General features: G+C 73.3%; 15 protein-coding genes. 8 read left to right on the top strand and 7 right to left on the bottom strand.

Translation table 11 applies throughout. From position 1 onward, the window contains the following. Positions 1–49: 49 nt before the first annotated feature. Genes hisA through WMF26_RS17105 form a run of 4 tightly spaced genes read left to right on the top strand, consistent with a single transcriptional unit; the run spans position 50 to position 3,653 of the window. Complete coding sequence (gene hisA, locus WMF26_RS17120) at positions 50–775, top strand: 1-(5-phosphoribosyl)-5-[(5-phosphoribosylamino)methylideneamino]imidazole-4-carboxamide isomerase (protein WP_061621521.1); 726 nt, start codon at positions 50–52, stop codon at positions 773–775. 37 nt (positions 776–812) lie between these two features. Then, on the top strand, positions 813–2,501 hold the full coding sequence (locus WMF26_RS17115; RefSeq protein WP_438001198.1) for a tetratricopeptide repeat protein: 1,689 nt from the start codon (positions 813–815) through the stop codon (positions 2,499–2,501). Next, positions 2,491–3,147, top strand: a complete 657-nt coding sequence (gene pgsA, locus WMF26_RS17110; RefSeq protein ID WP_061621324.1) for a CDP-diacylglycerol--glycerol-3-phosphate 3-phosphatidyltransferase — start codon at positions 2,491–2,493, stop codon at positions 3,145–3,147. Before WMF26_RS17115 ends, pgsA begins: the two co-directional genes overlap by 11 nt. A 44-nt stretch (positions 3,148–3,191) precedes the next feature. After that, complete coding sequence (locus WMF26_RS17105) at positions 3,192–3,653, top strand: hypothetical protein (RefSeq protein ID WP_438001197.1); 462 nt, start codon at positions 3,192–3,194, stop codon at positions 3,651–3,653. A gap of 87 nt (positions 3,654–3,740) precedes the next feature. Here WMF26_RS17105 and WMF26_RS17100 read toward each other — a convergent pair whose 3' ends face one another. Continuing rightward, entirely contained in the window at positions 3,741–6,014 is a 2,274-nt protein-coding gene (locus tag WMF26_RS17100; protein WP_438001196.1) for a hypothetical protein, read from the bottom strand. Between the two features lie 223 nt (positions 6,015–6,237). On the opposite strand from WMF26_RS17100, the gene epmA reads away from it, so the two are divergent. Together epmA and WMF26_RS17090 are read left to right on the top strand one after the other, a co-directional pair. Continuing rightward, the gene (gene epmA / locus WMF26_RS17095; RefSeq protein ID WP_438001195.1) at positions 6,238–7,524 is read left to right on the top strand and encodes an EF-P lysine aminoacylase EpmA; all 1,287 of its coding nucleotides are present in this window, start codon (positions 6,238–6,240) and stop codon (positions 7,522–7,524) included. Beyond that, the gene (locus tag WMF26_RS17090; protein WP_438001194.1) at positions 7,521–8,072 is read left to right on the top strand and encodes a hypothetical protein; all 552 of its coding nucleotides are present in this window, start codon (positions 7,521–7,523) and stop codon (positions 8,070–8,072) included. The genes epmA and WMF26_RS17090 overlap by 4 nt, the downstream gene beginning before the upstream one ends. An 80-nt stretch (positions 8,073–8,152) precedes the next feature. Here the strand turns inward: WMF26_RS17090 and WMF26_RS17085 are convergent, their stop codons facing one another. After that, positions 8,153–9,124 (bottom strand): hypothetical protein, encoded by a 972-nt coding sequence (locus WMF26_RS17085; protein WP_438001193.1) that lies wholly within the window; start codon positions 9,122–9,124, stop codon positions 8,153–8,155. Between the two features lie 112 nt (positions 9,125–9,236). Between WMF26_RS17085 and WMF26_RS17080 the strand changes: the two genes are divergently transcribed. After that, the gene (locus WMF26_RS17080; RefSeq protein ID WP_129575293.1) at positions 9,237–9,629 is read left to right on the top strand and encodes a DUF423 domain-containing protein; all 393 of its coding nucleotides are present in this window, start codon (positions 9,237–9,239) and stop codon (positions 9,627–9,629) included. A gap of 30 nt (positions 9,630–9,659) precedes the next feature. On the opposite strand, the gene WMF26_RS17075 is transcribed toward WMF26_RS17080, so the two are convergent. The 4 genes from WMF26_RS17075 to WMF26_RS17060 form a co-directional block, all read right to left on the bottom strand. Further along, on the bottom strand, positions 9,660–12,965 hold the full coding sequence (locus WMF26_RS17075; RefSeq protein ID WP_438001192.1) for an efflux RND transporter permease subunit: 3,306 nt from the start codon (positions 12,963–12,965) through the stop codon (positions 9,660–9,662). Continuing rightward, positions 12,966–14,171, bottom strand: a complete 1,206-nt coding sequence (locus tag WMF26_RS17070) for an efflux RND transporter periplasmic adaptor subunit (RefSeq protein ID WP_438001191.1) — start codon at positions 14,169–14,171, stop codon at positions 12,966–12,968. 284 nt (positions 14,172–14,455) lie between these two features. Next, positions 14,456–16,015 (bottom strand): hypothetical protein, encoded by a 1,560-nt coding sequence (locus WMF26_RS17065; RefSeq protein ID WP_438001190.1) that lies wholly within the window; start codon positions 16,013–16,015, stop codon positions 14,456–14,458. Positions 16,016–16,113: 98 nt separating this feature from the next. Further along, the gene (locus WMF26_RS17060) at positions 16,114–20,520 is read right to left on the bottom strand and encodes a DEAD/DEAH box helicase (protein WP_438001189.1); all 4,407 of its coding nucleotides are present in this window, start codon (positions 20,518–20,520) and stop codon (positions 16,114–16,116) included. Between the two features lie 126 nt (positions 20,521–20,646). Between WMF26_RS17060 and WMF26_RS17055 the strand changes: the two genes are divergently transcribed. Next, on the top strand, positions 20,647–21,300 hold the full coding sequence (locus WMF26_RS17055) for a Uma2 family endonuclease (protein ID WP_438001188.1): 654 nt from the start codon (positions 20,647–20,649) through the stop codon (positions 21,298–21,300). A gap of 507 nt (positions 21,301–21,807) precedes the next feature. On the opposite strand, the gene WMF26_RS17050 is transcribed toward WMF26_RS17055, so the two are convergent. Beyond that, positions 21,808–23,019 carry an alpha/beta hydrolase gene (locus WMF26_RS17050; RefSeq protein ID WP_438001187.1) on the bottom strand — a complete coding sequence of 404 codons (1,212 nt, stop codon included), beginning with the start codon at positions 23,017–23,019 and terminating at the stop codon, positions 21,808–21,810. Positions 23,020–23,139: the final 120 nt, after the last annotated feature.

The following is a 23,139-nucleotide window of genomic DNA, read 5'->3' as shown; positions in this document are numbered from 1 at the left end:
GCCCTCGCCGCCCCTACCCGCCGGCGCGGAGGCGCGCTAGACCCGCCGCGTGCAGCTCATCCCCGCCATCGATCTCCTCGGAGGCCAGGCCGTGCGCCTCCATCAAGGGCGCTACGATCAGGTCACCGTCTACGACCAGGACCCGGCGGCGCTCGCCGCCCGCCTCCGCCGCTCCTGCGATCGGCTGCACGTGGTCGATCTGGAGGGGGCCCGGGCCGGCCGGCCCGTGCAGGCCGACGCGGTCCGCGCCGTCGTCGCGGCGTTCGGCGTGGACGGCGGCAGCGTGCAGGTGGGCGGCGGCATCCGCTCCGCCGCCGCGGCCGAGAGCTACCTCGCGCTCGGCGCCGATCGCATCGTGCTCGGGACCGCCGCGGTGAACGACCCCGCGCTCGTGCGCGACCTCGCCGTCCGCTTCCCGGGGCGCGTCGTGGTCGCCGTCGACGCGAAGGACGGGCGCGTGGCCGTGCAGGGCTGGGAGCAGGTCTCCTCGGTCACGGCGCTCGACGTCGCCCGCGCGCTCGCCGGCGCCCCCATCGCCGCGCTCCTCTACACCGACGTCTCCCGCGACGGGACGCAGGTCGGCCCCAACCTGGAGGCCACCCGTGAGCTCGCCGGCTCGTGCGGCTTCCCCGTGCTCGCCTCCGGCGGAGTCGGCTCGCTCTCTCACCTGCGCGCGCTCGCGCAGATCCCCGGCGTGAGCGGCGTCATCGTCGGCCGCGCGCTCTACGAGGGGGCCTTCACGCTCGCCGAGGCGATCGAGGCGGCGAGCGCCTGACGGCGCGTGTGCGTTTTCGTGTACGCTCCAGCCGACGATGCCCGAGCGCGACGACCCCCGGCCTTCCACCCGCGAAGTCGCAGCGGAGGAGTTCCTGTTCCACCTGCACCGGGGCAGCGAGCTCCTGCAGGACAACCGGGTCCACGCCGCGAAGGCGGAGCTGGAGCGCGCCCTCTCGCTCCAGCCGAGCGATCCCAAGGGGCAGGACCTCCTCGGGATCGTCTACTTCAGGCTGGGGCTCTATCCGCGCGCGATCGCGATCTACGAGCGGCTAATCCAGGCCCACCCGGAGGCGGTCGAGCCGCGCATCAACCTCGCGCTCTCGTACCTCAAGACCGGGCAGCCCGCGCAGGCGCGGTCCGAGCTCGAGAAGGCGCTCGAGCAGAACCCGAAGCACCAGCGCGCCTGGGGCTACCTCGGGCTCGCGTTCCAGCGCATGGGCGACTACGAGCGCGCGAGCCACGCGTTCGCGGCGGGCGGCCATGACGCGATGGCGCGCCGCCTGCTCGACATGACGGGCGGCTCCACGGGCAGGTACCCGGCCGAGCCGCCCGACACCGAGGACCAGCCGCCGCTCGAGGCCAAGGCGGAGGCGAGGGCCGAGGTGCAGCGCGCCGCGGGCGAGGCGGTGCAGGCGCTCGACCGCGCCGGCGCGGGCTTCCGGCACGACTCGGATCTGCCGCGCATCCCGTCCGGGACCTGGTCGGCGATCGAGCCTGGCCGCGAGACGATGCCGACGATCCCGGCGCCGCCGTCGCTCCGGAGCCTCGGGGCGGACGGCCGCGCGGGCGGCGCGGCCGGGCCGAGCCGATCGCCCGCGCCGAGGGGCGGCGCGGCGCCGACGGTCCCGTCGATGGCGGCGGTCCAGGCGCCGCCCGGCGGGGGCGCGGCGCCGGCGGTGCGGCGCGGCTCGATGACGCCGGAGGAGCCGTCGATGACGGGCCGCTTCACGGTCCCGGTCTCCGCCGCCGGCGACGCGGCGCTCGCGGGCAGGAAGGCGGCCGCGCGGGCGTCGTCGTCGTCGCTGCCGCCCCCCACGGCGGCGCCGGGCACGCCGCCGCCGTCCACGACGCCGCTCGCGGTGCAGCCGCCGGAGGCGCTGCTCTCGGTGGCGCGCGAGCGGCTGCTCGTCTTCCCGCGCGACGTCGCGGTGGCGCGGCACGCGAGCGGCGTCGTCCTCGTGCAGGCCGCGAAGGGCTTCGTGGCGCGGCTCGACGCGCTCCGCACGATGAGCACGCTCCCCGGGACGGCCACGCACGTGCTGAAGCGGCAGGCGCGCGGCCGCGTCTTCGACGAGCCGCTCGGCGGGCCGAGCACGCCGTTCGTCGAGATCGGCGCGCGCTGCGAGCTCGTGCTCGGCGCGCTGGAGGGGCGGCGGCTGCACGCCGTGACGCTCGGGGAGGAGCCGATCTTCCTGCGCGAGGACGTGCTCGTCGGCTTCGAGCTGCCGATCGGCTACGAGAACGGCCGCCTTCCGGCCGGCGACGGCGAGGCGGTCGCGATGGTGCAGCTGCGCGGCCGCGGCCACATGGTGCTCTCGGTGCCCGAGCGCGCCGCGGCGCTGGAGATCGCCCCGTCGCGGCCGACGTCGATGCGCGCGACCGCGGTGCTCGGGTGGATGGGCCGGCTCCTGCCGCGCACGCTGCCCGCGACCGAGGCGCCCGGAGGGCTGCAGGGCTTCGTGACGTTCGGTGGAGAGGGGATGGTTCTCGTCGATGGTCGCTAGCGCGGAAACGTCCCTGCGGGGCATCAAGGCGCAGCGGCGGAGGACGCTCTGGGAGGACGCGAAGAACCTCCCGAACCTGCTCACGTTCGCGCGGATCCTCATGATCCCCGCCGTCCTCCTGCTGCTCTCGAGGGGCGCGCCGCGGGACTGCTTCTGGGCCGCGTGCGTCTACTCGCTCGCGGCGATCACGGACATGCTCGACGGCTACCTGGCGCGCCGGCAGGGCCTCGTGAGCGTGCTCGGCAAGTTCCTCGATCCGCTGGCCGACAAGCTCATCGTCGCCGGCACGCTGGTGTGGCTCGTCCCGATGGGCCGGATCCCGGCGTGGGCGGTGGTGCTGCTCATCTCGCGCGAGATCACGATCACGGCGCTCCGCTCGATCGCGTCGACCGAGGGGCTCGTCATCGCGGCGGGCGACGGTGGGAAGATCAAGACGGCGCTGCAGATGATCGGCATCGTCTGCCTGATCCTCGGCTACCCGTACCACATCCACCTCGGCGTCGACTTCGGCGAGGTCGACGTGGTGCACGTGGGCCGGCTGCTCATCTATCTATCGCTCGTCTTCTCGATCACGAGCGCCGCGCAGTACATGGGCCTGTTCATCGACGCGATCGACGCGAAGAACCGGGCCGCTCCTCCGCCGTAGATGGGCAATAGGCAAGCCCGCCGGGTTCTGCTAGACCAGCGCGCGTGAAAGCCCTGAAGACGTCGCGCAACGCCTTGCGCCCCGCGCTCCTCCTGGCCGCGCTCGCCGCGGCGTTCGTCGCCTCCGCCGCGAGCTGCAGCCAGCAGCAAGAGGGCGAGCCCTGCGAGATCGCGAACGGCAACGAGGACTGCGCGAGTGGCCTCGAGTGCAGGGGCATCGGCCAGCAGCAGCAACAACACCGCTGCTGCAGGCCCGGCGTGGTGACGCAGGTCTGCGATCCGACGCAGAATCCGGTGACGAGCACCGCGACCACCACGACCACCACGACCACCACGAGCGGCACGGGGGGTGCTGGTACGGGCGGCAACGGCGGTGACGGCGCCGCTGCCGGCGATGGCGGCGGCGGCAACGGCGGGGCGGGCACGGGCGGCAGCGGCGGTGCCGGCGGGGCGGGCACGGGCGGCAGCGGCGGCGCCGGCGGCGCCGGCGGCGCCGGCGGGCGTTAGCGCAGCGGACGCGGACGCCGCGTCACGGCGACCGCAGCGAGGCGCACGAGCGTCGGCGCCTCGCCGGACATCCTGGCCCGCGCGGCTTCAGCGCGGCTCCCTCCGCGTCAGCTGATTCCGGCGCGCGCCGCGCCTGAGCGCCGCCGCTCCGGCGAGCGCGATCCCGGCGAGCGCCGTCCACGGCGCGACCGGCGCGCTCGGCGCGGCGGCGCGGCACGCGCACCCCGCTGCGGGCGGCTCCGCGGGCGTCTCCTCGGCCGGATCGGTCGGCTCCGGCGTCGCGCCGCCCGTCGAGCCGGGCTCCGGCTCGACCGGGTCCACGGGATCGACCGGCGGCGGCTCGACCCCGAGATCGGCGCTGTCCACCGACACGGCCGTGGACGGGCAGTTCGCGTGACCGATCACCATGTAGTACGTCTGCGTGGGATCGAACGGCGGATCGGACGTCTCGTCGATGACGATCTCCCCGTACGTGTCCGTGATCCCCTCGACGCTGTAGTCGTAGTTCCTGGCCTCCGGCATCACGTCGCCCATCGCGAAGCCGACGTGCCGACCGCTCCTCACGTAGATGCTCCAGTCGAGATCGGTGCCGCCGCGGGGCTCGAGCTCCACGGTGAAGCGGATGCCCTTCGCGGTCCGGTCCGGCGTGCTCTTGAAATGGAAGAGGCTCTGGAGGCTGAGCTGCCTGCGCCACTCCACGCACGACGCGCCGGTCCCGTAGACCAGCGAGTCGATGCCGAACATGTGCGTCCTGCGCGACTTGCCCCCGCTCAGGTCGAGCACCTCCTCGCAGTCGTCCAGGCCGCGGCTCTTGAGCAGCGCCGCGACGGTGTCCGCGTCCGCCGCCGTGAGCTCGCCGGAGCCCACCAGCTTGTCGGTCGCCCTCGTCAGCGCCTTGGCGAAGTCGCCGAGCGAGGCGTTGCGGGTCAGCAGCGTCAGCGCGCTCCAGACCAGCTTGTCGCCCAGCTCGGCCCCGAATTTCTCGTGCAACGACCACGCGAGGCTCCCGATCAGCTCGCCGTCGTCGTGCACCTCGCCGACCAGATCGTCGGGGCACACCTTGACGTCCTCCGAGAGCTCGCGCTGCGCGCCGAAGGGCTCGAGCGACGCCTCGCCGAGCGTCGAGTCGCCGTTCACGGTGCACGCGAAGTAGTCCGCGAGGCCCTCGTCGATGCTGCCGGCCCACGGGGAGAGCCCGTACTCGCTCACCGCGAACTGGCCCTCGCTGTAGCCGACCGCGTTGGCGGTGACGTAATGGGTGAACTCGTGGAGGAACACGTCGGAGTCGTCCGAGAAGTCGAAGAACGAGCCCTGGCCGATGGCGATGAGGTTCGGCGCGCTGAAGGGCGCCTCCGAGCCCATCGGCGAGAAGAACGCGTTGTCCATCGGCCGGCCCGACTCCAGCATGTTGGCGATCGCGACGAGCTTCCAGCTCGGCGACGCCATGTCGAGCTGATGGGCCGTCGTGAAGTAATCCCGCATCCGGGTGAGGTGGTAGTAGACGCCGACCTGCGCGAACTCGTCGCGCGCGTCGTCCGCGCTCCTCGGCGGGTCGTAGAGGAAGTCCTCGCCCGCGTTCGGGCCGACGCGCTGCTCGAGGGTGAGCGGGACGCCGCTCATGAGGTCGCCACCCACGTAGTTCACCACCCTGAGGTTGCCGCCCCAGCCGCTCAAGGTCTGCGGGTCCCCCGCGTCGAGGTCGACGAGCTCGCGATCCTCGAGCCGCGGCGTGACCGCGGAGCTGATCGGGTAGACGCGCCCGCGCGCGTGGACGGCGAGCGATCGCCGGTGGACGATCTTGCCGGCGTGCGCGTCCACGAGGAAGCGCTCGCCGCCGAGCTCCGACCGGACGTCGACGACCCAGACGAGCTTGCCGCCCGTCTCCGCCTCGGGGAACACCGCGAGCGCCGCGCTCGGCCGCTCTGGCAGGCTCATCCCGTAGGTCGCCTCGATCGCGCTCCGCGCCGCCTCCTCTCGGTATTTCGGCGCCGCCGGGACGGACAGGTCGCGCGCCACGTCGAGCACCACGAGCTCCACGCGGCCCCCCGGGGCCACGTGGACCGCCGCGGCGCCGCCGAGCACGGGGAGCCCTGCGTGGAACTGCGCGAACCGGACGGTGCGGTGATCGCCGTCCTGGAGCTCGCGCTCATAACGCAGCGAGACCCCCTGGAGCCGGAGCTCGGAAACGGCGCGCTTCAGGTACGCCTCCGCCGCGCTGCGCGCGCCGCCGGCGACGCGCAGGGACGGGTCGGTCGACACCGAGCTCGGCGGTACAGTGTGCCACTCGGACGCGGCAGCGGCCCCCGCGAAGGTCAACGTTGCGAGCGCGGTCAATGGAAGCAAGAGCAGCTGTCGTCCCATGATTCTCCTCTCCGGCTGGGTTTCTGCGAGCGGCGCTCGCGCGAGGCGCGGCATGGCCGGACCGACGAGCGCGACCAACGTATCGAGTTACGTTGGCTCATCAAGGAGGAGAGGCGCGATGCTCTCCCGGAAAAATAACGAGTTGTAGCGTCCGTTGGCTTCTTGCCTGACGTCTTTGGTCGACTTGCGTGATATGTCTCCGGCACACCCGGCGCAGGATCCTGTGACTCTCCTCCACACCGACGTCTCGACTGGGGCCCCGGCGACGCTCGCGCCGAGCGACATCGCCTCCGCCGGTGCGACGCTGCCCGGAAGGGTGCGCGTCGGCGGTCGCGTGCTCGACGTCGCGGAGGGCGCGGTCGTCCTCGGCGACGCCTTCGGCGCGCTGCGCGTCGCGCTGGAGGGCGCGCCCGCGCCGCCGGTCGAGATCGGCGATCTCGCGGTGGTCGAGGGGGCGCCGGCCGGCGGCGCGCTCGCCTCGGCGCGGCTCGTCGAGCGGATCGCGCCGCGGAGGCCGCCGCGGGGGCGCTCGGGGGCCGCGGCGCCGCCGTCGAGCGAGACCGAGCGGGCGATCCACCGCGGGCTCGGCCTCGCGCTCGCGCGGCGCGCGGCGGCGCTCGCGGCGGTGCGAGCGCTGTTCGCCGAGCGCGGGTTCCTCGAGGTGGAGACGCCGAGCATGGTCCCCTCCCCCGGGCTCGACCTGCACCTCGACGCGTTCGCGGTGGAGGCGGCGCGGCCGACGTTCCTGATCACGAGCCCGGAGTACCAGATGAAGCGGCTGCTCTCGGGCGGCGTCCCGCGCTGCTTCCAGCTCGCGCGCTGCTTCCGGCGCGGGGAGCTCGGGGACAGGCACAACCCGGAGTTCACGATGCTCGAATGGTACCGCGCCTTCTCCGGTGTGGACGAGGTGATGTCCGACACGGAGGCGATCGTGCAGCGCGTCGCGGGCGCGCTCGGCGCGGACGGCGCGATCTCGGTGTCCGGCAGGGCGGTGCGGCTCACGCCGCCGTTCCCGCGCATCTCGGTCGGCGACGCGTTCGCGCGCTGGGCCGGCGTGCCCGCGGACGACGCGATCGCGCTCGCGTCGAGCGACGAGGAGCGGTTCTTTCGCCTGCTGGTGGACGCGGTGGAGCCGGCGATCGCGGCGCTGCCCCACCCGGTGTTCCTGGTCGATTTCCCCGCGCCGTTCGCGTCGCTCGCGCGGCTCAAGCCGGGCGATCCCCGGGTGTGCGAGCGGTTCGAGCTCTACGTCGCGGGGGTCGAGCTCTGCAACGGCTTCGGCGAGCTGACCGACCCGGTCGAGCAGCGCGCGCGGCTCCTCGCCGATCAGGCGGCGCGGGCGGCCCGGGGCAAGCCGATCTACCCGATCGACGAGCGCTTCCTCGGCGCGCTCGAGGAGGGGATGCCGCCGGCGGCGGGCAACGCGCTCGGGGTCGATCGCCTCGTCGCGCTGTGCCTCGGCGCCGCGTCGATCGGCGACGTCCTCGCGTTCCCCCACGGCTGGCTGTGACCTCCGGGGCGGTCCCCGAGGACGGCGCGCGCCTCTCGCCGGACATCCTGGCGCAGCTCGCCCGCAAGTACCGCACGCTCGCGGAGCTGCGGCGCGCGCGGGCGGCCGGCGAGCCGATCCCGAGCAAGGAGGTGTTCCGCGCGCTCGCGGGGGAGTTCCCCGGCGCGCTGAACGAGCTCGACAACCTCCCGCTCGACGAGATCGATCGGCGCCACGACGCGCTCTCGCGGGCCCTCGCCGGTGGCGCGGAGGAGCGCTGGATGGCGTGGATGCACGGCTACCACGCGCTGATGCGGGCGGCGCTCTACGTGAAGATCCGCGTGGCGCGGCGGCAGGAGCTCTCCGAGGGCGAGGCGGCGGCGCTCGCGGAGCGGGCGGCGAGGCACGCCGGCGCGCCGGTCGACGCCGCGTTCGTGATCGCGGTCAAGGCGCCGCCGGACGGCCGGCTGAACCGCGTCGTCCTCGGCCGCCTCGCGGCGATGTCCGGCGCGTCGATGGCCGAGATCCGGGGGACGATCTTCCCGCGGCGGCCGGCGCTGGGCGGTTGACGCGCCTGGCGCGACGCGCGCATCGCCGGCGCGCGGCGTCGGCGTGCTGGCCGGGCGCACGGCGTCGGCCAGCCGGATCGTCAGGAGTCGGCCGGCGCGGCGAGCCAGATCGACAGGTCGTCCACGGAGAGGTCCAGCACCACATCGCCGACCTTCTCCGGGCCGTCGGCGTGCAGCCGCCCGTAGAGGCGGCCTCGCTCTTCCGCCGTGAGCGGGCGTCCCAGCCGCCGCTCGACCTGGTGTGCGAGCAGCGCCACGCCCTTCTCCAGCCCTTCCTTGAGCCCGGCCGCCTTGCCTTCCCTGTAAATCGAGTTCTGCATGACGATCTCCCGCGGCAGCAACGACTTTACCACATCCGCAAGACCCCGTTCACGCCTGTCCGCCTCGGCGAGCGCCATCATCGCTGCGCCGAGCTCCGCGAAGTCACGCTCGCCGGATCGGGCTCGGATCGCCTCGATTACGCGCGTCAGCTTCCGGCCGTCCGCGTCCGCCGCCAGCGGCGCGAAGATCAGCCAGAACGGGCTCTCCCGCGCCGTCAGCTCCGCCACGGTCCGCTGATAGACCGGCTCGATGCGGAACTGCACCCCGGAGAACGGCTCGCCTGGCGCCGAGGTCCTGTAAGCGCCGTGGGATGGCCAGGGCTCTTCCCGGCCGGAGAGCACCACCACCACGCTGTCGATGGGCGAAAGCCACGGAGTCGGCGCCCCCTTGCTCGCCCGCGCCTCGTCCGCCATCGCCAGCGCCGTCAAGCAGTTGTACTCGAACACGCGGAAAGGCATCTCGTCGGTCATCGCCAGCGTCCACTCGGTGTGGAGCAGCCGCTGCTGGCCGCCGACCCTGACGGAGAGCGCCCGATCGAGCCGCCGCTGGCGACCGGTGACCTGCGTGTCCACCCAGCCGAGCGGCTCGATGGGCTCGGCCGTGCCGAGCAGGGCGCGCGCCACGTCGCGCGGGAACTGCCGCGATACGTGGCGGAGGATCAGATCGACGTCGTCCTGCTCGTCGCGCGGCGTCCTGGTCCCCGATCGCTGCCTTCGGTGTCGCTTGCCCATGCCGACGCGCCGTCCTCCTGCACCTCGACCATCGACGCGAGCGCGCCGCAGTTGCGTCGAACCCGCGCGCGCCTCGTGACGCGCTCCAGCCATGGGCTAAGCTCCGCGCCCGATGGAACGGCTCTTCTTCCTGCTCTCCGGTGTCTACGGCTTCCTCGGGGTGGCGCTCGGCGCCTTCGGCGCCCACGGCCTCAAGGCGACGTTCGACAGGCTGCCGGACGGCCCGTTGCGCGCCTCGTGGTGGCAGACGGGCTCGCTCTACCACCTCGTCCACGCGCTCGCGCTGGCGCTCGCCGCCCACCTCGCCGCGCGCACCGGCGGGACAGCGGCGACGGTCGCCGGCTTCTGCTTCGCGGCCGGCGTGCTCCTCTTCTCCGGCAGCCTCTACGTGATGACCCTGACCGGCGTCCGCGTCCTCGGCGCGGTCACGCCGCTCGGCGGGCTGTTCTTCCTCGCCGGCTGGGGCGCGGTGATCGTGGCCGCGCTCGGGCTCGCGAAGGGCTGAGGCGCCCCCGGGCCGACCGCCCCGCCCGGCCTACGTCGACCTGCGCGCGCGCGCGAAGAGCCGCCCGAGCCGCGCGGACGTCCGCTCGCCGAAGGCGCCGACGCGCGCCCGGACGCGCCCCCAGCGCTCGCTGTGCGCGAGATCGTCGAGGAGCGAGTACGAGACCGGCGTGACGATCAGCGTGAGGAGCAGGCTCAACGACTGGCCGCCGATGACCACCACCGCGATCGTGTGGCGCTCCTCGGCCCCGGGCCCCGTACCCAGCCAGAGCGGGAGCATGCCCGCGACCAGGGCCAGCGTGGTCATCAGGATCGGCCGCAGCCGATCGCGGTTCGCGTGGAGGATCGCCTCCGCCCGCGGCATGCCCTCGGCGCGGAGCTTGTTCATGTGATCGACCTGGAGGATCGAGTTCTTCTTCACGACGCCGAACAGCACGAGGAAGCCGAGCGCCGAGTAGAGGTTCAGCGTGTTCCCGGTCGCCCACAGGCTCAAGAGCGCGAACGGCACCGACAGCGGCAGCGAGAGCAGGATCGTGACCGGGTGCACGAGGCTCTCGAACTGCGACGCCAGGATCATGTACATGAGCACGATCGACAGGAGGAACGCCCAGATGAACTCGCCGAACGTGCGCTCCAGCTCCGCGCCGCGGCCGCGCACGCTGGTCGTGTACGCCGACGGCATGTCCATCTCCCGCGCCGCGCCGCGCAGCGCCTCGAGCCGGTCGGCCAGCGCGTAGCCGGGCGCCACGCCGGCCCGCAAGCTCGAGACCCGCTGGCGATCGAGCCGATCGATGCGCGACGGGCTCTTCGCCTCCTCGATGCGCACCAGGTTGTCGAGGCGCACCAGGTCGCCCCGGAGCAGCGGCGCGCCCGCCGCGGGCGCCGTCGCGGCGCCAGCGCCGCCCGCCTGCGGCCGCGCCGTCCGCGGTACGTAGAGCCGGCGGACGGCCGCCAGCTGATCGCGATCCTCCTCGACGAGCCGGAGCTGCACGTCGTAGTTCTCGTTGGCCTCCTCGTCGCGGAAGCGCGAGACCTCCTGATCGCCTCCCACCATCAGGCGCAGCGCGCTCGCGATGTCCTGCGTCCGGACGCCGAGCGCCGCGGCGCGCTCGCGATCGATGATCACCCGCAGCTCGGGCCGGTCGATCTTCAGCGTCACGTCCGCGTCGACGATGCCGCCGAGCTGCGCGGACCGCTCCCGGAGCTCGTTCGCGTAGCGCTCGAGCGCCTCGATGTCCGGCCCCTGGATCGCGAAGTCGATCTCGAAGTTCCCGCCGCCGATGTTGAACGACGGCACGTTGCGGACCGAGATCCGGAGATCGGTGTACTTGCGCAGCTTGCGCCGCACCTCCTGCATCACCTCGCTCTGCGCGTAGTTGTCCTTGAACGCGCGGAGCGGGTTGCCGGAGAACGTCTCCCGGAACAGCCGCGTCAGGGAGAAGGTGCGCTCGTCGTGCGGGGCGATCCGGACGAACGCCTCGCCCGAGCTGACGCCGCCCACGAAGCCGCCGCCCGCCGTGGCGAGCACGCTGCGCACCCCGCGCACCGAGCGCACGTCGTCGCTGATCCGCCGCATCACGTCGTCCATCGCGCCGATGCTGGCGCTGAGCGGGCCCGTGACGCGGATCTCGAACTCCGCGTCGTCCGCGCCGGAGGGGATGTACTCCTGCTTCACGAGCCCGTAGAGCGGCACCGCGGAGGCCGTCACGAGGACGGCGAAGGTGGCGACGAGCGCGCGGTGCCGCATCGCGAACGCGAGGGCGCCCATGTACTTGGCTTCGAGCCGCCCGTAGAAGCCCGTGCGCGTCGCTGCCTCGCCCCCGCCGCCCGCCTCGCCCGACCCGTGAGCGCGGCTCGCCTCCTTGCGGAGCAGGCGCGCGCTCATCATCGGGGTCAGCGAGAAGCTGACGAGCAGGCTCACGAGGATCGCGACGGTGGCCGTGATCCCGAACTGGAACAGAAACCGCCCCGAGATCGACGACATGAACGACACGGGGACGAAGATGACGACGAGCGACAGCGTCGTCGCGAGCACGGCCAGCCCGATCTCCTGCGTGGCGGCCCTGGCCGCCTCGAAGGAGTCCATCTTCTTCTCCTCGACGAAGCGGAAGATGTTCTCGAGGACGACGATGGCGTCGTCGATGACGATGCCCACCATCAGGACGAGCGCCAGCATCGTCACGCTGTTCAGCGTGAAGTCGAGCGCCCACATCATCCCGAACGTCGCGACGACCGACGTCGGGATGGCGACCCCCGCGATGATCGTGGATCGCCACGACCTCATGAACAGGAGCACGACCGCGCACGCCAGGAAGCTGCCGAGGACGAGGTGCACGTTGATCTCGTGCAGCGCGGTGTAGATGTAGCCCGACTGGTCGCGGATCACCTCGAGCTTCACGTCCGAGGGGAGCTGGTCGGAGAGCTTCGCCACGTTCGCCTTCACGGCCTCGATCACCGCGACCGTGTTCGCGCCCGACTGCCGCACGACGTCGAGGACGACGGTGGGCCTCCCGTCGAGGCGCGCGAGCGACCGCTGCTCGTAGGTGCCGTCCTCGGCGCGCCCGATGTCGCGCACCCGGATGGGCCTCCCGTCGACGTGCCCGACGACGAGGTTGTCGAAGTCGCCCGCGTGCTCGAGGCGACCCATCGTGCGCAGCGTCCGCTCCTCTTCCTTGCCGGTGACGTTGCCGGCGGGGATGTTCGCGTTCTGCTGGACGATGGCCTCGCGGACGGCGGTGATCGGGAGGCCGTAGGCGGCGAGCCGATCGGCGGAGAGCCAGATCTTGATCGCGCGCTCCTGCCCGCCGACGACGCGCACCTCGCCGACGCCCGAGGAGCGCTCGAGCTGCACGCGCACGAGCTTGTCGGCGATCTCGGTGAGCTCCCGGATCGAGCGATCGGCGGAGAGCGCGATCGTCATCACGGGGGTCGAGTCGTTGTCCTGCTTCGCGATGACGGGCGGATCGGTGCCCACCGGCAGGCGGCGCAGCGCCGCCTGCACGCGATCGCGCACGTCCTGCGCCGCCGAGTCGACGTCCCGGTCCAGGTTGAAGGTGGCGATGACGACGGAGCTGCCGCTCGTCGAGATCGAGCGGAGCTCGGCGATCCCCTCGACCGTGTTGACCGCCTCCTCGATCTCCTCGGTGATCTCCGCCTCGACGTCCTCGGGCGCGCCGCCCGGGAGCGTGGTGCGGACCGAGACCGTCGGCAGGTCCACGGCGGGGAAGCGATCCACGCCCAGCCGGAAGTACGCCACGGCGCCGACGACGATGAGGGCGAGCCCCAGCATCGCGGCGAACACGGGCCGCTGGATGCAGATCCTGGCGAGCGCTTGCATCTAGCTCCCCTCCACCACGTGCACCGGCTGCCCCTGCTGGAGCGAGCCGGGGCGGGCGACGACCGACTCGCCCACCGCGATGCCGGAGACGATCTCGACGCGATCCCCCGCGGTCTTCCCGGTGACGACCTGCTTCTCCTTCGCCTTGCCGTCCTCGACCGTGATCACCTTCGCGAGGCCGGCGAACCGGACGATGGCGGTCGCGGGCACCGACGGCGCCGGCTTCGAGGTCACGACGATCTGCGCGGTGACGAGGCTGCCCGGCCGCAGGTGGCCGGGGTTCTTGATGTCGCTCTCCACGAGCAGCGTCCGGCTCTGCGGGTCGATCGCGGGCGCGAGGCGCGCGACCGTCCCCGCGTAGACGGCGCTGTCCCCCGGGACGATGACGCGCACCTGCTGCCCGGCGCGCACGCCGGCCGCCTCGGTCTCCGGGATGGCCACGCGCAGCCGCAGCGGGTCGACGCGGACGATGTCCGCGATCGGCGCCCCCGCGACGAGGAACTGGCCCACGCTCGCCCGCCGCGCCTGGACGACGCCATCGATCGGCGACCGCACCGCCGCGTCCGCGAGCTGCTGCCGCGCCATGCGCAGCTCCGAGCGCCGCTGGCGCACCGCCGCCTTCCGGATCCGCACCTCCTCGCGCGCCGACTGCACGGCCGTCTCCGCGCGGACCGCCGCCGCCTCGGCCGCGTCGAGGTCCATGCCCGACATCAACCCTTCCTTGGCGAGGCTGCGCGCGCGCACCTGGTTGGCCTGCGCCTCCTTGAACGTCGCGAGGGCCTCCCTCACGATCGCGACGCCCTCGATGTCGAGCTCGTCATCGGGCCCGTCCTGAGGCAAGCCGAGCTGAGCGCGGCTCTGCGCCAGCGCGGCCGCGGCCTGCTCGATGCGCAGCTCGTAATCCCTCGTCTCCAGCTGGGCGATGACCTGATCCTTCGTGACCGGGCTCGCCAGATCGACCGCGATCGACGCGAGGCGGCCTGGCATCTTGGCCCCGACCGTCACCTGCTCATCGGCGTCCAGCGTCCCGGAGATGTCGATGGTTTGTTCAACGACCAGCTCTGTCACCGGGGCGAGCGTCACCTCCTTGGCGCTCGGCGCGGTCTTCGCCCCCTTCGCGCCTTCAGGCTGGGGCGCTGCCTTCTTGTCGCACGCAGCGCACTGCAGAAGCACCACCAGGAGCGCGGCCCAGGACGTCCAGAACACCCTGAGCTGACTGCGGGAACAGCTGACCGAGTTGGAGGGTTGGTTGGAGGGTTGGCAGAGCGCTGGATGGGCAATCCACATGTCGGCGGCCTCAGATGACCAGGAACGCCCCCCCGAGCGCGTGCAGCGAACGGATATTGACGCATCAGCGTTGGGGCGCAACGTGCGCTCAGGCACGCCGGGGCCGCGATCACCGCAGCGCGGGCGGCCCGCGCCTCGACGCTCGGAGCCGGGCGCGGGCTCCGGCCGAGCGGCGGCCCGGCGGCCCCCGCGCCGGGCGTCGCTCAGGGGTCGAGCTTCATCAGGTAGCCGTCGGTCTCGCCGCGCGTGGTCACGGGGCCGCCGCCGAAATCCACGGTGCCGCGGAACGCTCCGACGGCGAACACCTCGCCCTTGGGGCCGAGGGCCACGCCCCCCGCCATCTGCATGTCGGGATCGCCGATCTGACGGCTGAAGAGGTGCTCGCCGTCGAGCCCGAGCTTCGCGATGAAGATGTCTCCCCCGCCGAGATACCCATTGCGGTCCTCTTTCGTGCCCTGGCTCTCGAGCACGGTGCCGTCGAAATCGATGCTCCCGAGGAAGGTCCCCGTGACGACCGCGCTGCCGTCCGGAGCCACCGCGATCGACGCGACCTCCTGCAGCTCGGAGTCGCCGAAACCCCGGCTGTACAGGTGATTTCCCGCCGGATCGAACTTGGCGACGAAGAAGTTCGGCTTCGTGCCGAGCGCGACGAGCGGCCCGCCGCCGAAATCGACGCTCCCCTGGAACATCCCGGCCAGGAACACGTTCCCTGCGGCGTCGAAGGCCACTTGAGAGGCCGCGTCGTAAAGGCTGTTGCCGAACGCCTTCTGCCAGAGCAGCCCGCCCTTCGGGCCGACCTTGGCGAAGAAGATATCGCGTCCCCCCTTGGAGACGAGGGGCGGCGCGCTCATCGGGTCGAGGTTGAAGCTCTGATCGAACGTGCCGGCGATCGCGACGTTGCCCTCCCCGTCCACGGCCAGCCCGCCCGCCGCGAGCGACGCCCTGCCATCATCGATGTAGAGCGTGAAGGCGTGATTGCCGTCCGCGTCCAGCTTCGCGACATAGACCGCATTGCCGCTGATGGCGTCGCCGATCGGTCCGCCGCCGAAATCGGCCGTGCCGCCCAGGGTTCCGGAGATGAGGACCGCCCCCTGCCCGTCCACGGCGACGTACTCGAGCTCTTTCACGTACTGATCACCGAACCCCTTGCTCCAGACGTGGTCGCCGGTGCCGCCGTCGAACCTCGCGAGCCCGAGCCCGCCGTTGTTCTGGGGCAGCGGGCCGCCGCCGAAATCGAGGTTCTGGAAATAGCTCCCGCCCACGAAGAGCCCGCCGCCGGGGCCGTGCGCGACGTGCTGGCCGCCGGGGAGGCTCAAGCCGAACGACCTGCTCCAGAGGTGCTTGCCGTCGCCATCGAACTTCGCGAGGTACGCCGAGGAGCCGTCCTGCGCGACGATCGGGCCGCCGCCGAGATCGATCGCGCCGGAGAACCGCCCGATGACGATCGGGTTCCCCTCGGGGTCCACGGCGACGCTCGCGGCCGAGTCGAAGCCGTTCTCGCCGATCTGGATCGCCCATCGAAGCCGCCCCGGCGCCGCCGCGGCGCCCCCCTCCCCGCCGCTGCCGCCGTCTCCGCTGCTGCCGCCGCCTCCGCCGCCGCCCGCGGCCGGCTCACCTCCGCCAGCGCTGCCGCCGCCGTCGCCGACACCGCCGCTCCCATCGCCGTAATTCCTCACCTTGGGCGAGCAGGCCGCGGCGCCGAGGGCGGCGATCGAGAGCAGCACGAGGGCGCGAACATGAGTGCCATGGTCGAGTGAACGCATCCCTCGAGTATATAAACGGCGCGGGCGCGAGGTTCCTTTGAATCCGCGGGCCGCCGCTCAACGCTGTAGCGGAGGAGGCGAGGAGCGCGGCGGAACGCTCACACCGCTGCTCGCGAGAACGCGGCCTGCGCCCGGGGCCGCTCGCCCGCCGCGGGGGCGATGGGCGCGAGCGGGACTCCATCGCGGTAGATCACCACGTGACCGAGCGCGGCCGGGATGCGCGGCCCCGGCGTGACGATGCCCACGAGGTTCAGCGGATCGCACGCGCACAGCTGGACGATCTCGCCGGACGGGGGCTCGCGCCGGACGGCGCGGAGCCCGTCGAGCGCCTCGGGCAGCGCGAAGTGCTCGCCCACGAAGCCGGCGATGAGGTGGCCGCCCCGGATCTGCCCGGCCATCTCGAGCCGCCGGTAGACCCGCAGGAGGTCGCGCCACGCCGGCGGCCGCGGCTCGCGCGCGAGCAGCTCGCGGCAGACCACGCCGTAGCGGCGGAGGTACTGGTGCGCGAGCGCCTCGACGACGTCGAGTCCGTCGGCCCCGTCCCCGCCGGCGCCGGGCGCGTCCGGGCGCGCCCGCAGCAGCGACCACCGGCCCGACGCGACGGGCCCCGCCCGGCGCGACCCGCCCCGCAAGCGGCCGGCGCCCAGCGCGACGGGCGCGGCGGCGCCGCCGCCGAGCAGCGAGCGCAGCGCCGCGAAGCCGTCGCCGGTCACGAGCCCGGCGGCGACGAGCTCCCAGAGCGCCTCCTCGACCTCGGCCCGGGACCGGCCCGCGCCCGCGGCGATGTCGTCGAAGAACGACGCGCCCGCCCGCGCGAGGAACGACAGCACGCCCTGCGCCGGCTCCGAGAGCGACGCCGGCGGCGGCTCGCCCTCGGCCTCCCGCGGCGCGAGCAGCCACGGGAGATCGCGCCGCAGGGCCAGCGTGATCGGCGCCGCGCGCGTGGGCGCCGACGCGTCGCGCGGGACCACGCGGCCCCAGGCCACCTCGCCGGACAGGCAGAGCGCGTCGAGCAGCCCCTCGTCGTAACCGGCCACGCGCGCGGGCAGCACCTCGCTCTCCCACGCCCCGGCGGCGAGCTCGAAGCCCTGCAGCTGCTCGATCACCCGCCCGAGCCCCCCGGGCCCGCGCGCCTGGGTGCCCGGCGCCACGCCCTGCCACGCAAGGAGGAACCGGATGAGCTCCGCCGCGGTCGCCGGCTCGATCGCCTTGCGCAGGCCCGTGACGGTGCGGCGGTGGATGCGCGCGAGGAGGCGGCGGTCGCACCACTCGATCGACAGATCGCATGGATCGCCCGGCGCGCCCCTCAGGAAGCGCCCGCGCAGCGCGCCGCCCGCGAGCTCGATCCGCGCGAGCGCGGACAGCGCCTCGTCGGCGGGCACGTCGAGCCGCCGCGCGAGCTCCTCGGTCGAGACCGGCCCCGCGGCGCTCAGGAAGCCGCGCACGAGCGCCGTGATCGCGGCGCCGCGGTCTTCGCCCCCGCCCTCGGGGCGCAGCGCGGGCGGCACGGCGACGTCGGGCGCGAACGCGGCCCCCGGCCAGATCGCCTCGACGAGCGGCCGCCGCTCCGTCGCGACCCAGCGCGGCGCGGCCGGCGACCCCGCGCCGGCGTCGCGCGCGGCGCGCACCTCCGCCGCCCGCCCCGCGGCGCAGAGCGCCTCGAAGAGCCGCGCGAAGCCGCTCCGGATCCCCTCCTCGGCGGGCAGCGCGACCCGGTCGAGCAGGAGCTCGTGCAGCTCGTCCGCGTCGCGCACCTCCGGCCGCGCCTCGGCGACGACCTCGGCGATGACCGCGGGATCGAGCCCGCCCAGCCGCTCCGACACCTCCGCCGGGAGCCCGCGCCGCACCCGGACCGCGCGGGCCCGCCGCTCCTCCAGCGGGGCGTCGTCGAGGAACGCGTAGGGGTTCGCGTTCAGGATCTCGTGCGAGAAGACGCTCGGCTCCGGCGTGTCGAGCGCGACGACCCGGATCGCCCCGCTGCGCAGGCCGACGAGCAGGCTCCGCAGCCCCTCGACGTCCATGAGCTCGGTCAGGCAGTCGCGCAGCGCCTCGCGGACGAGCGGGTGGTCCGGCGGGTCGACGTGCGCGAAGAGCCCGTGGTTGTCCTGGCACCCCTGCTGCTCGGGGAAGATCGAGAGCAGGAGGTCGTCGGCGCGCATGCGCTGGAGCGCCGGCGGCACCCGCCGGCCCCCGCGGAAGCGGAGCAGCGCGAGCGCGCGGGACGCGGCCCAGCGGAACCGCGTGCGGAACATCGGGCCCTGGAGCGCCGCCTGCACCAGCACCTCCTCGAGGCCCTCGGGGCGGACGAGATCGAGCACGTCCTCGATCGGCAGCCCGTGCTCCGCCGAGAGCGACAGCAGCACGCCGTCGTCGGTCGCCGCCGCCTGGAGCTCGAAGTCGAACGAGCGGCAGAAGCGCTTGCGGAGCGCGAGCCCGAGCGCCCGGTTCACCTTGCCGCCGAGCGGCGTGTGCACGACGATCTGCTGCCCCCCGGCCTCGTCGAAGAAGCGCTCGACCACCACGGTCGCGCCGCCCGGGACCGCGCCGAGCGCCGCGCGCCCGGCCTCGATGTAGTCGCGCACGAGCAGCGCGCCGCGCGCGTCGAGCGCGCACTCCTGCATGAGCCACCGCGCGGCCAGCGACCTCGCCGCGCGCGCGTCCTCGCCGCCGCCCTCGCCGCGCCGCGCCCCCGGACGGCCGGCCTCGGCCCGCTCCTCCTCGAGCCGCGCGGCGACCTCGGCGCGGAGCGCCGCGACCTCGGCCGAGAGCTCCGGCGTGCGCGCGGGCGCCTCGCCGAGCCAGAACGGCACCGTCGGCGCGGCGCCGTGGGCGTCCTCGACCCACATCTGCCCGCCCTCCAGCCGGAGCACGCGCCACGAGGTGTTGCCCAGCAGGAACACGTCGCCCGCGGACGACTCGATCGCGAAGTCCTCGTCGAGGGTGCCGACCTTCGTGCCGTCGGGCTGGAGCACCACGTCGACGGCCGCGAGGTCCGGGATCGCCCCGCCCGACGTGAGCGCCGCGAGCCGCGCGCCGCGCCGCCCGCGCAGCCGGCCCCCGATGGCGTCGCGGTAGACGAGCGACCCGGCCCGCTGCCGCGCGCCCCGGGCCGCCGAGGCGCCCTCGCCGCCCGCGCCCGCGGCGCCGCCCGACACCATGGCCACGATCGCGTCGAACTCGCGGCGCGACAGGCCCTCGTACGGCGCGGCCCGCCGGACGAGCGCGTAGAGCCCCTCCTCGTCCCGCTCCTCGCACGCGCACGCGGCGATGATCTGCTGCGCCAGCACGTCGAGCGGCCCCTCGCGCGACGTCATCCGGTCGAGCTCCCCGCGCCGCGCCGCGCGCACGATCGCCGCGCACTCGACGAGCTGGTCGCGCGTCAGCGGGAAGAGCCGCCCGCGCGGCGTCGCCGCGAGCGCGTGGCCCGAGCGGCCGATGCGCTGGAGGGCGACGTTGATCGACCGCGGCGAGCCCACGAGGCAGGCGAGGTCGACCGCGCCCACGTCGATGCCGAGCTCGAGCGACGCGGTCGCGACCACGACGCGGAGCTCCCCCGCCTTGAGCCGCCGCTCGGCCGAGAGGCGCCGAGCCCGCGAGAGGCTGCCGTGGTGGGCCGCGACGACGTCCTCGCCGATCCGCTCGGCGAGCGCGTGCGCGACCCGCTCGACCAGGCGGCGCGTGTTGACGAAGACCAGGGTCGAGCGCGCCTCCCCCGCGAGCGCCGCGATACGGTCGTAGATCTCGGCCCACTGCTCGTTCGTGCAGACCGCGCCGAGCTCGTCGCGGGGCACCTCGACGGCGAGGTCGAGGTCCCGCCGGTGCCCGACGTCGACGATCTCGGGCAGCTCGCGCGCGCCGGCGACGAGCCGGGCGGCGATCTCGATCGGGCGCACCGTGGCGCTGAGGCCCACGCGCTGCGGCCGGGCGCCGCCGCGGGAGATCACGAGGTCCTCGAGCCGCTCGAGCGTGAGCGCGAGGTGGGCGCCGCGCTTGTCCCCGGCGACGGCGTGGACCTCGTCGACGATGACGGTGCGCACCCCGGCGAGCGCGCGCCGCCCCGACTCGCTCGTCAGCAGGATGAACGCCGACTCCGGCGTGGTGACGAGCACGTGTGGCGGCCGGGCGGCCATGGCGCGCCGCTCCTGCGCCGGGCTGTCCCCGGTGCGCACGACGGCGCGGATGCCCGGCGCGGGCAGGCCCGCTTCCCGCATGGCCGCGGAGATCTCGGCGATGGGCTGCTCGAGGTTGCGGTGGACGTCGTGGGAGAGCGCCTTGAGCGGCGAGATGTAGAGGACGTCGGTGCGGTCCTCGAGGGCGCCCCGCGCCGCGTCGCGGACGAGCCGGTCGAGGCAGAAGAGGAAGGCGGCGAGCGTCTTGCCGGCGCCGGTCGGCGCGCAGATCAGCGTGTCGCGGCCGGCCGCGATGACCGGCCAGGCGCGCTCCTGCGCGGGGGCGGGGGCGCCGAAGCGCCCCTGGAACCACCGGTCGACGACGGGGTGAAACATCCGGCCGAGGGTAGCCGGGGCGGCCGCGGGGCGGAAGCGGGAGGGCGGGAAGCGCCGGGCCGCCGCCGGGGCCCGGGCGATGCCCCGAGGAGACCGGCGAAGTCGTGCTACGCTGGACCCGTCGTCATGGTGCAGGGCGCAGTCGTCATCCGGCAGAGCGCGGTCAGCGAGGCGCCAGCCAGGCGGAGGCTGACCCTCGCCGACTGGACCAGCCTGCCGGAAGACGAGCCTGGCGAGCTCGTGGACGGCGTGCTCGCGGAGGAAGAGGTGCCGGACGCAGTTCACGAGGTCATCGTGGCCTGGGTCATCGGGGTGCTCCGGAGCTGGCTGGTCGCGCGGGGCGGGCTGGTGCTGGGCTCCGAGGCGAAGTTCGCCGTGACCTCCTCGTCCGGCCGCAAGCCCGACGCCTCCGCGTACCTGCCCGGGAGCCGCAAGCCGCCGCGCCGCGGCGCGATCCGCGTCCCGCCCGACATCATGGTCGAGGTGCTCTCTCCGTCGCCGCGCGACGCGCGCCGGGACCGCGTGGAGAAGCTGCACGAATACGCGCTCTTCGGGGTGCGCTGGTACTGGCTCATCGACCCGCAGGCAGCGACGCTCGATCTCCTGGAGCTCGGCGCGGACGGCCGCTACGTGCACGCGCACGCCGCGGCGGACGGCGTGGTCTCCGGCGTGCCGGGCCTCGAGGGGCTCACGCTCGACCTCGACGCCCTCTGGGACGAGGTCGAGCGGCTCGGCCCTGAATCCGGCGAGGCGCCGCTCGGCGAGCAGCGCTCCGAGTAGCGGCGCCGCCGCGCGGTAGCCACGGCCGTGTCGCCGCGCGAGGCAGTACCTGCGGCGGCGGCGCGTCATCGGGTGCTCGGGCGGAGCGCCTCGATCCGCTGCTCGATCTGAGCGCGCTCGGCATCCATGTTCCCGGGGGCGCGCTGCTCGCCCTGGGGAAGGGCGACGTTCCGAGCCCTCCCTCCGCGGCAAGAGCTCGTCGATCGGCAGCCAGGTGAGGCAGCAAATCCAGACGACGCCGACATAGGTCCACGGGATCCGGGCGGCGTCCGCGCGACGAAGAGCGCCGGGGGCCTGCCCGCGACCACGAGCACGAGAAAGATCAGCGACCGCTACTCCTCGATCCCGAGGTGGAGCCAGCTCGTGGAGAGGTTATAGAGGTATAGAGGAGCCCGAAGGGTCTCGACGATCTGCCTCGCTCGCCGGCCGAGTCCGGCGCCGCTCGACGGTGCCGGCAAGACGCCTATGGCTCCTCGCGTGAAGCCGCACGGAGCGACGCTCGACGGATCAGCCTTGATTCCGTCTTGCTCGCGCTCTGAAGATGACGGCGCCGATTGCCGCAAGATAGAGCCCGAAGCGCCAAGGCGGCGTTCCGGGGTTGGACCCGGGGACCGAGCAGCTGCAGCCAGAGTCGTCCGTCGAGGGCGTACCTTCGTCGGTGCCGCTGCTCCCACTGCTCGCGACCTGCCCACCAGTCGCTGGAGAACCGCCTGTCGTGACGGCATCACCGCCGGTCGCGCCCCCGCCGTTTCCGCCTCCGTCCCCTGCACTACCGCCGTCGCCCGAGGCCCCGCCCGCCCCGCCGCCGCCCGCCTCGCCGCCGGCCGCCCCGCCGCCGCCCGCCCCGCCGCCGCCGGCCCCGCCGCCGCCCGTCGCGCCATCGTCGAGGAAAATGCGTTGGGCGAAGTTGTAAAAGCTGCGGTTCCAGACGGTCTTGGTATGGCCTTCATTCGGCTCGATCTGGTAAATATGGTCGATGTTGTTCGCGTCCAGGAAGTCGTGATAATTTTTGCTGTTGCCGATCAGCCCGTCCGTACTCCCGCAAGAGATGAAGATGAGCTTCACGTTCTCCTTGACCGCAGCCACATCCCTGATGGTCTGACTTGGCTGCTGGGTGTTGGGCGCAGCCGAATACGGCCCGATGTAGTGGAAAACATCGGTATTAGGGAACCCGAAGTTGAAGGTCTGCCCCCCGCCCATTGACAGGCCGGAGATGGCCCGCAGATCGGCATCCGTCGCGGCGGAATACGTCCTCTCGACCCAGGGGATCAGGTCGTTGAGCAGGACGTCCCCGAAATTCGCGAAGCGCGCGAAATCGTCCGCACCGTCCATCTTGCCGCTGGGCATCACAACGATCATGGGTTTGGCCAAGTTCTTCGAGTACAGATAGTCCATGATGTTGTCGGCATTGCCTTCGTTGCTCCCCTGGCCGATCCAGGAAACCTCATTGCCGCCGATTCCATGATGCAGGTAAACGACAGGATATTTCCGGTCCGTCGAATACCCCGGCGGCATGTAAACCGTCACTTTCCGCATTCCGTAGTTCCGGGTCGGATAGCTGACGGAGACGTCCAGCTTCCCATGGGGGATGCCGGGGTTCTTGGCATCGAAACCCGCGGGCGGAACGGGAAGGTTAGCGGGGTCGCTGGCATACACCGCGGCGGGGAGGACAGAGATGACCGAGAGCGAAAGGACAGCAGGCCAGTTCTTTAGGTGCATGAGGACCTCCAACGCGCATCAGTGCCAAAATCGAATTCCGTAGCCCGCGCTATCAATGCATTGGCGCATTCTGCATTCTCACCGCGGTGTCCTAAGCGCGCAGCGCGCTGCAGGTAGCGT

This window comes from Sorangium sp. So ce185 (genome assembly GCF_051526825.1).
GTDB classification, from domain to species: Bacteria; Myxococcota_A; Polyangia; order Polyangiales; family Polyangiaceae; genus Sorangium; species Sorangium cellulosum_D.
This window is presented reverse-complemented; position numbering and strand designations above follow the sequence as displayed.

Coding starts and splice junctions, on each gene's coding strand:
- WMF26_RS17055 (WP_438001188.1), top strand. CDS start 20,647: ATGGTGCAGGGCGCAGTCGTCATCCGGCAGAGCGCGGTCAGCGAGGCG.
- WMF26_RS17060 (WP_438001189.1), bottom strand. CDS start 20,520: ATGTTTCACCCCGTCGTCGACCGGTGGTTCCAGGGGCGCTTCGGCGCC.
- WMF26_RS17100 (WP_438001196.1), bottom strand. CDS start 6,014: ATGGGACGACAGCTGCTCTTGCTTCCATTGACCGCGCTCGCAACGTTG.
- WMF26_RS17115 (WP_438001198.1), top strand. CDS start 813: ATGCCCGAGCGCGACGACCCCCGGCCTTCCACCCGCGAAGTCGCAGCG.
- WMF26_RS17065 (WP_438001190.1), bottom strand. CDS start 16,015: ATGCGTTCACTCGACCATGGCACTCATGTTCGCGCCCTCGTGCTGCTC.
- WMF26_RS17075 (WP_438001192.1), bottom strand. CDS start 12,965: ATGCAAGCGCTCGCCAGGATCTGCATCCAGCGGCCCGTGTTCGCCGCG.
- WMF26_RS17080 (WP_129575293.1), top strand. CDS start 9,237: ATGGAACGGCTCTTCTTCCTGCTCTCCGGTGTCTACGGCTTCCTCGGG.
- pgsA (WP_061621324.1), top strand. CDS start 2,491: ATGGTCGCTAGCGCGGAAACGTCCCTGCGGGGCATCAAGGCGCAGCGG.
- WMF26_RS17050 (WP_438001187.1), bottom strand. CDS start 23,019: ATGCACCTAAAGAACTGGCCTGCTGTCCTTTCGCTCTCGGTCATCTCT.
- WMF26_RS17085 (WP_438001193.1), bottom strand. CDS start 9,124: ATGGGCAAGCGACACCGAAGGCAGCGATCGGGGACCAGGACGCCGCGC.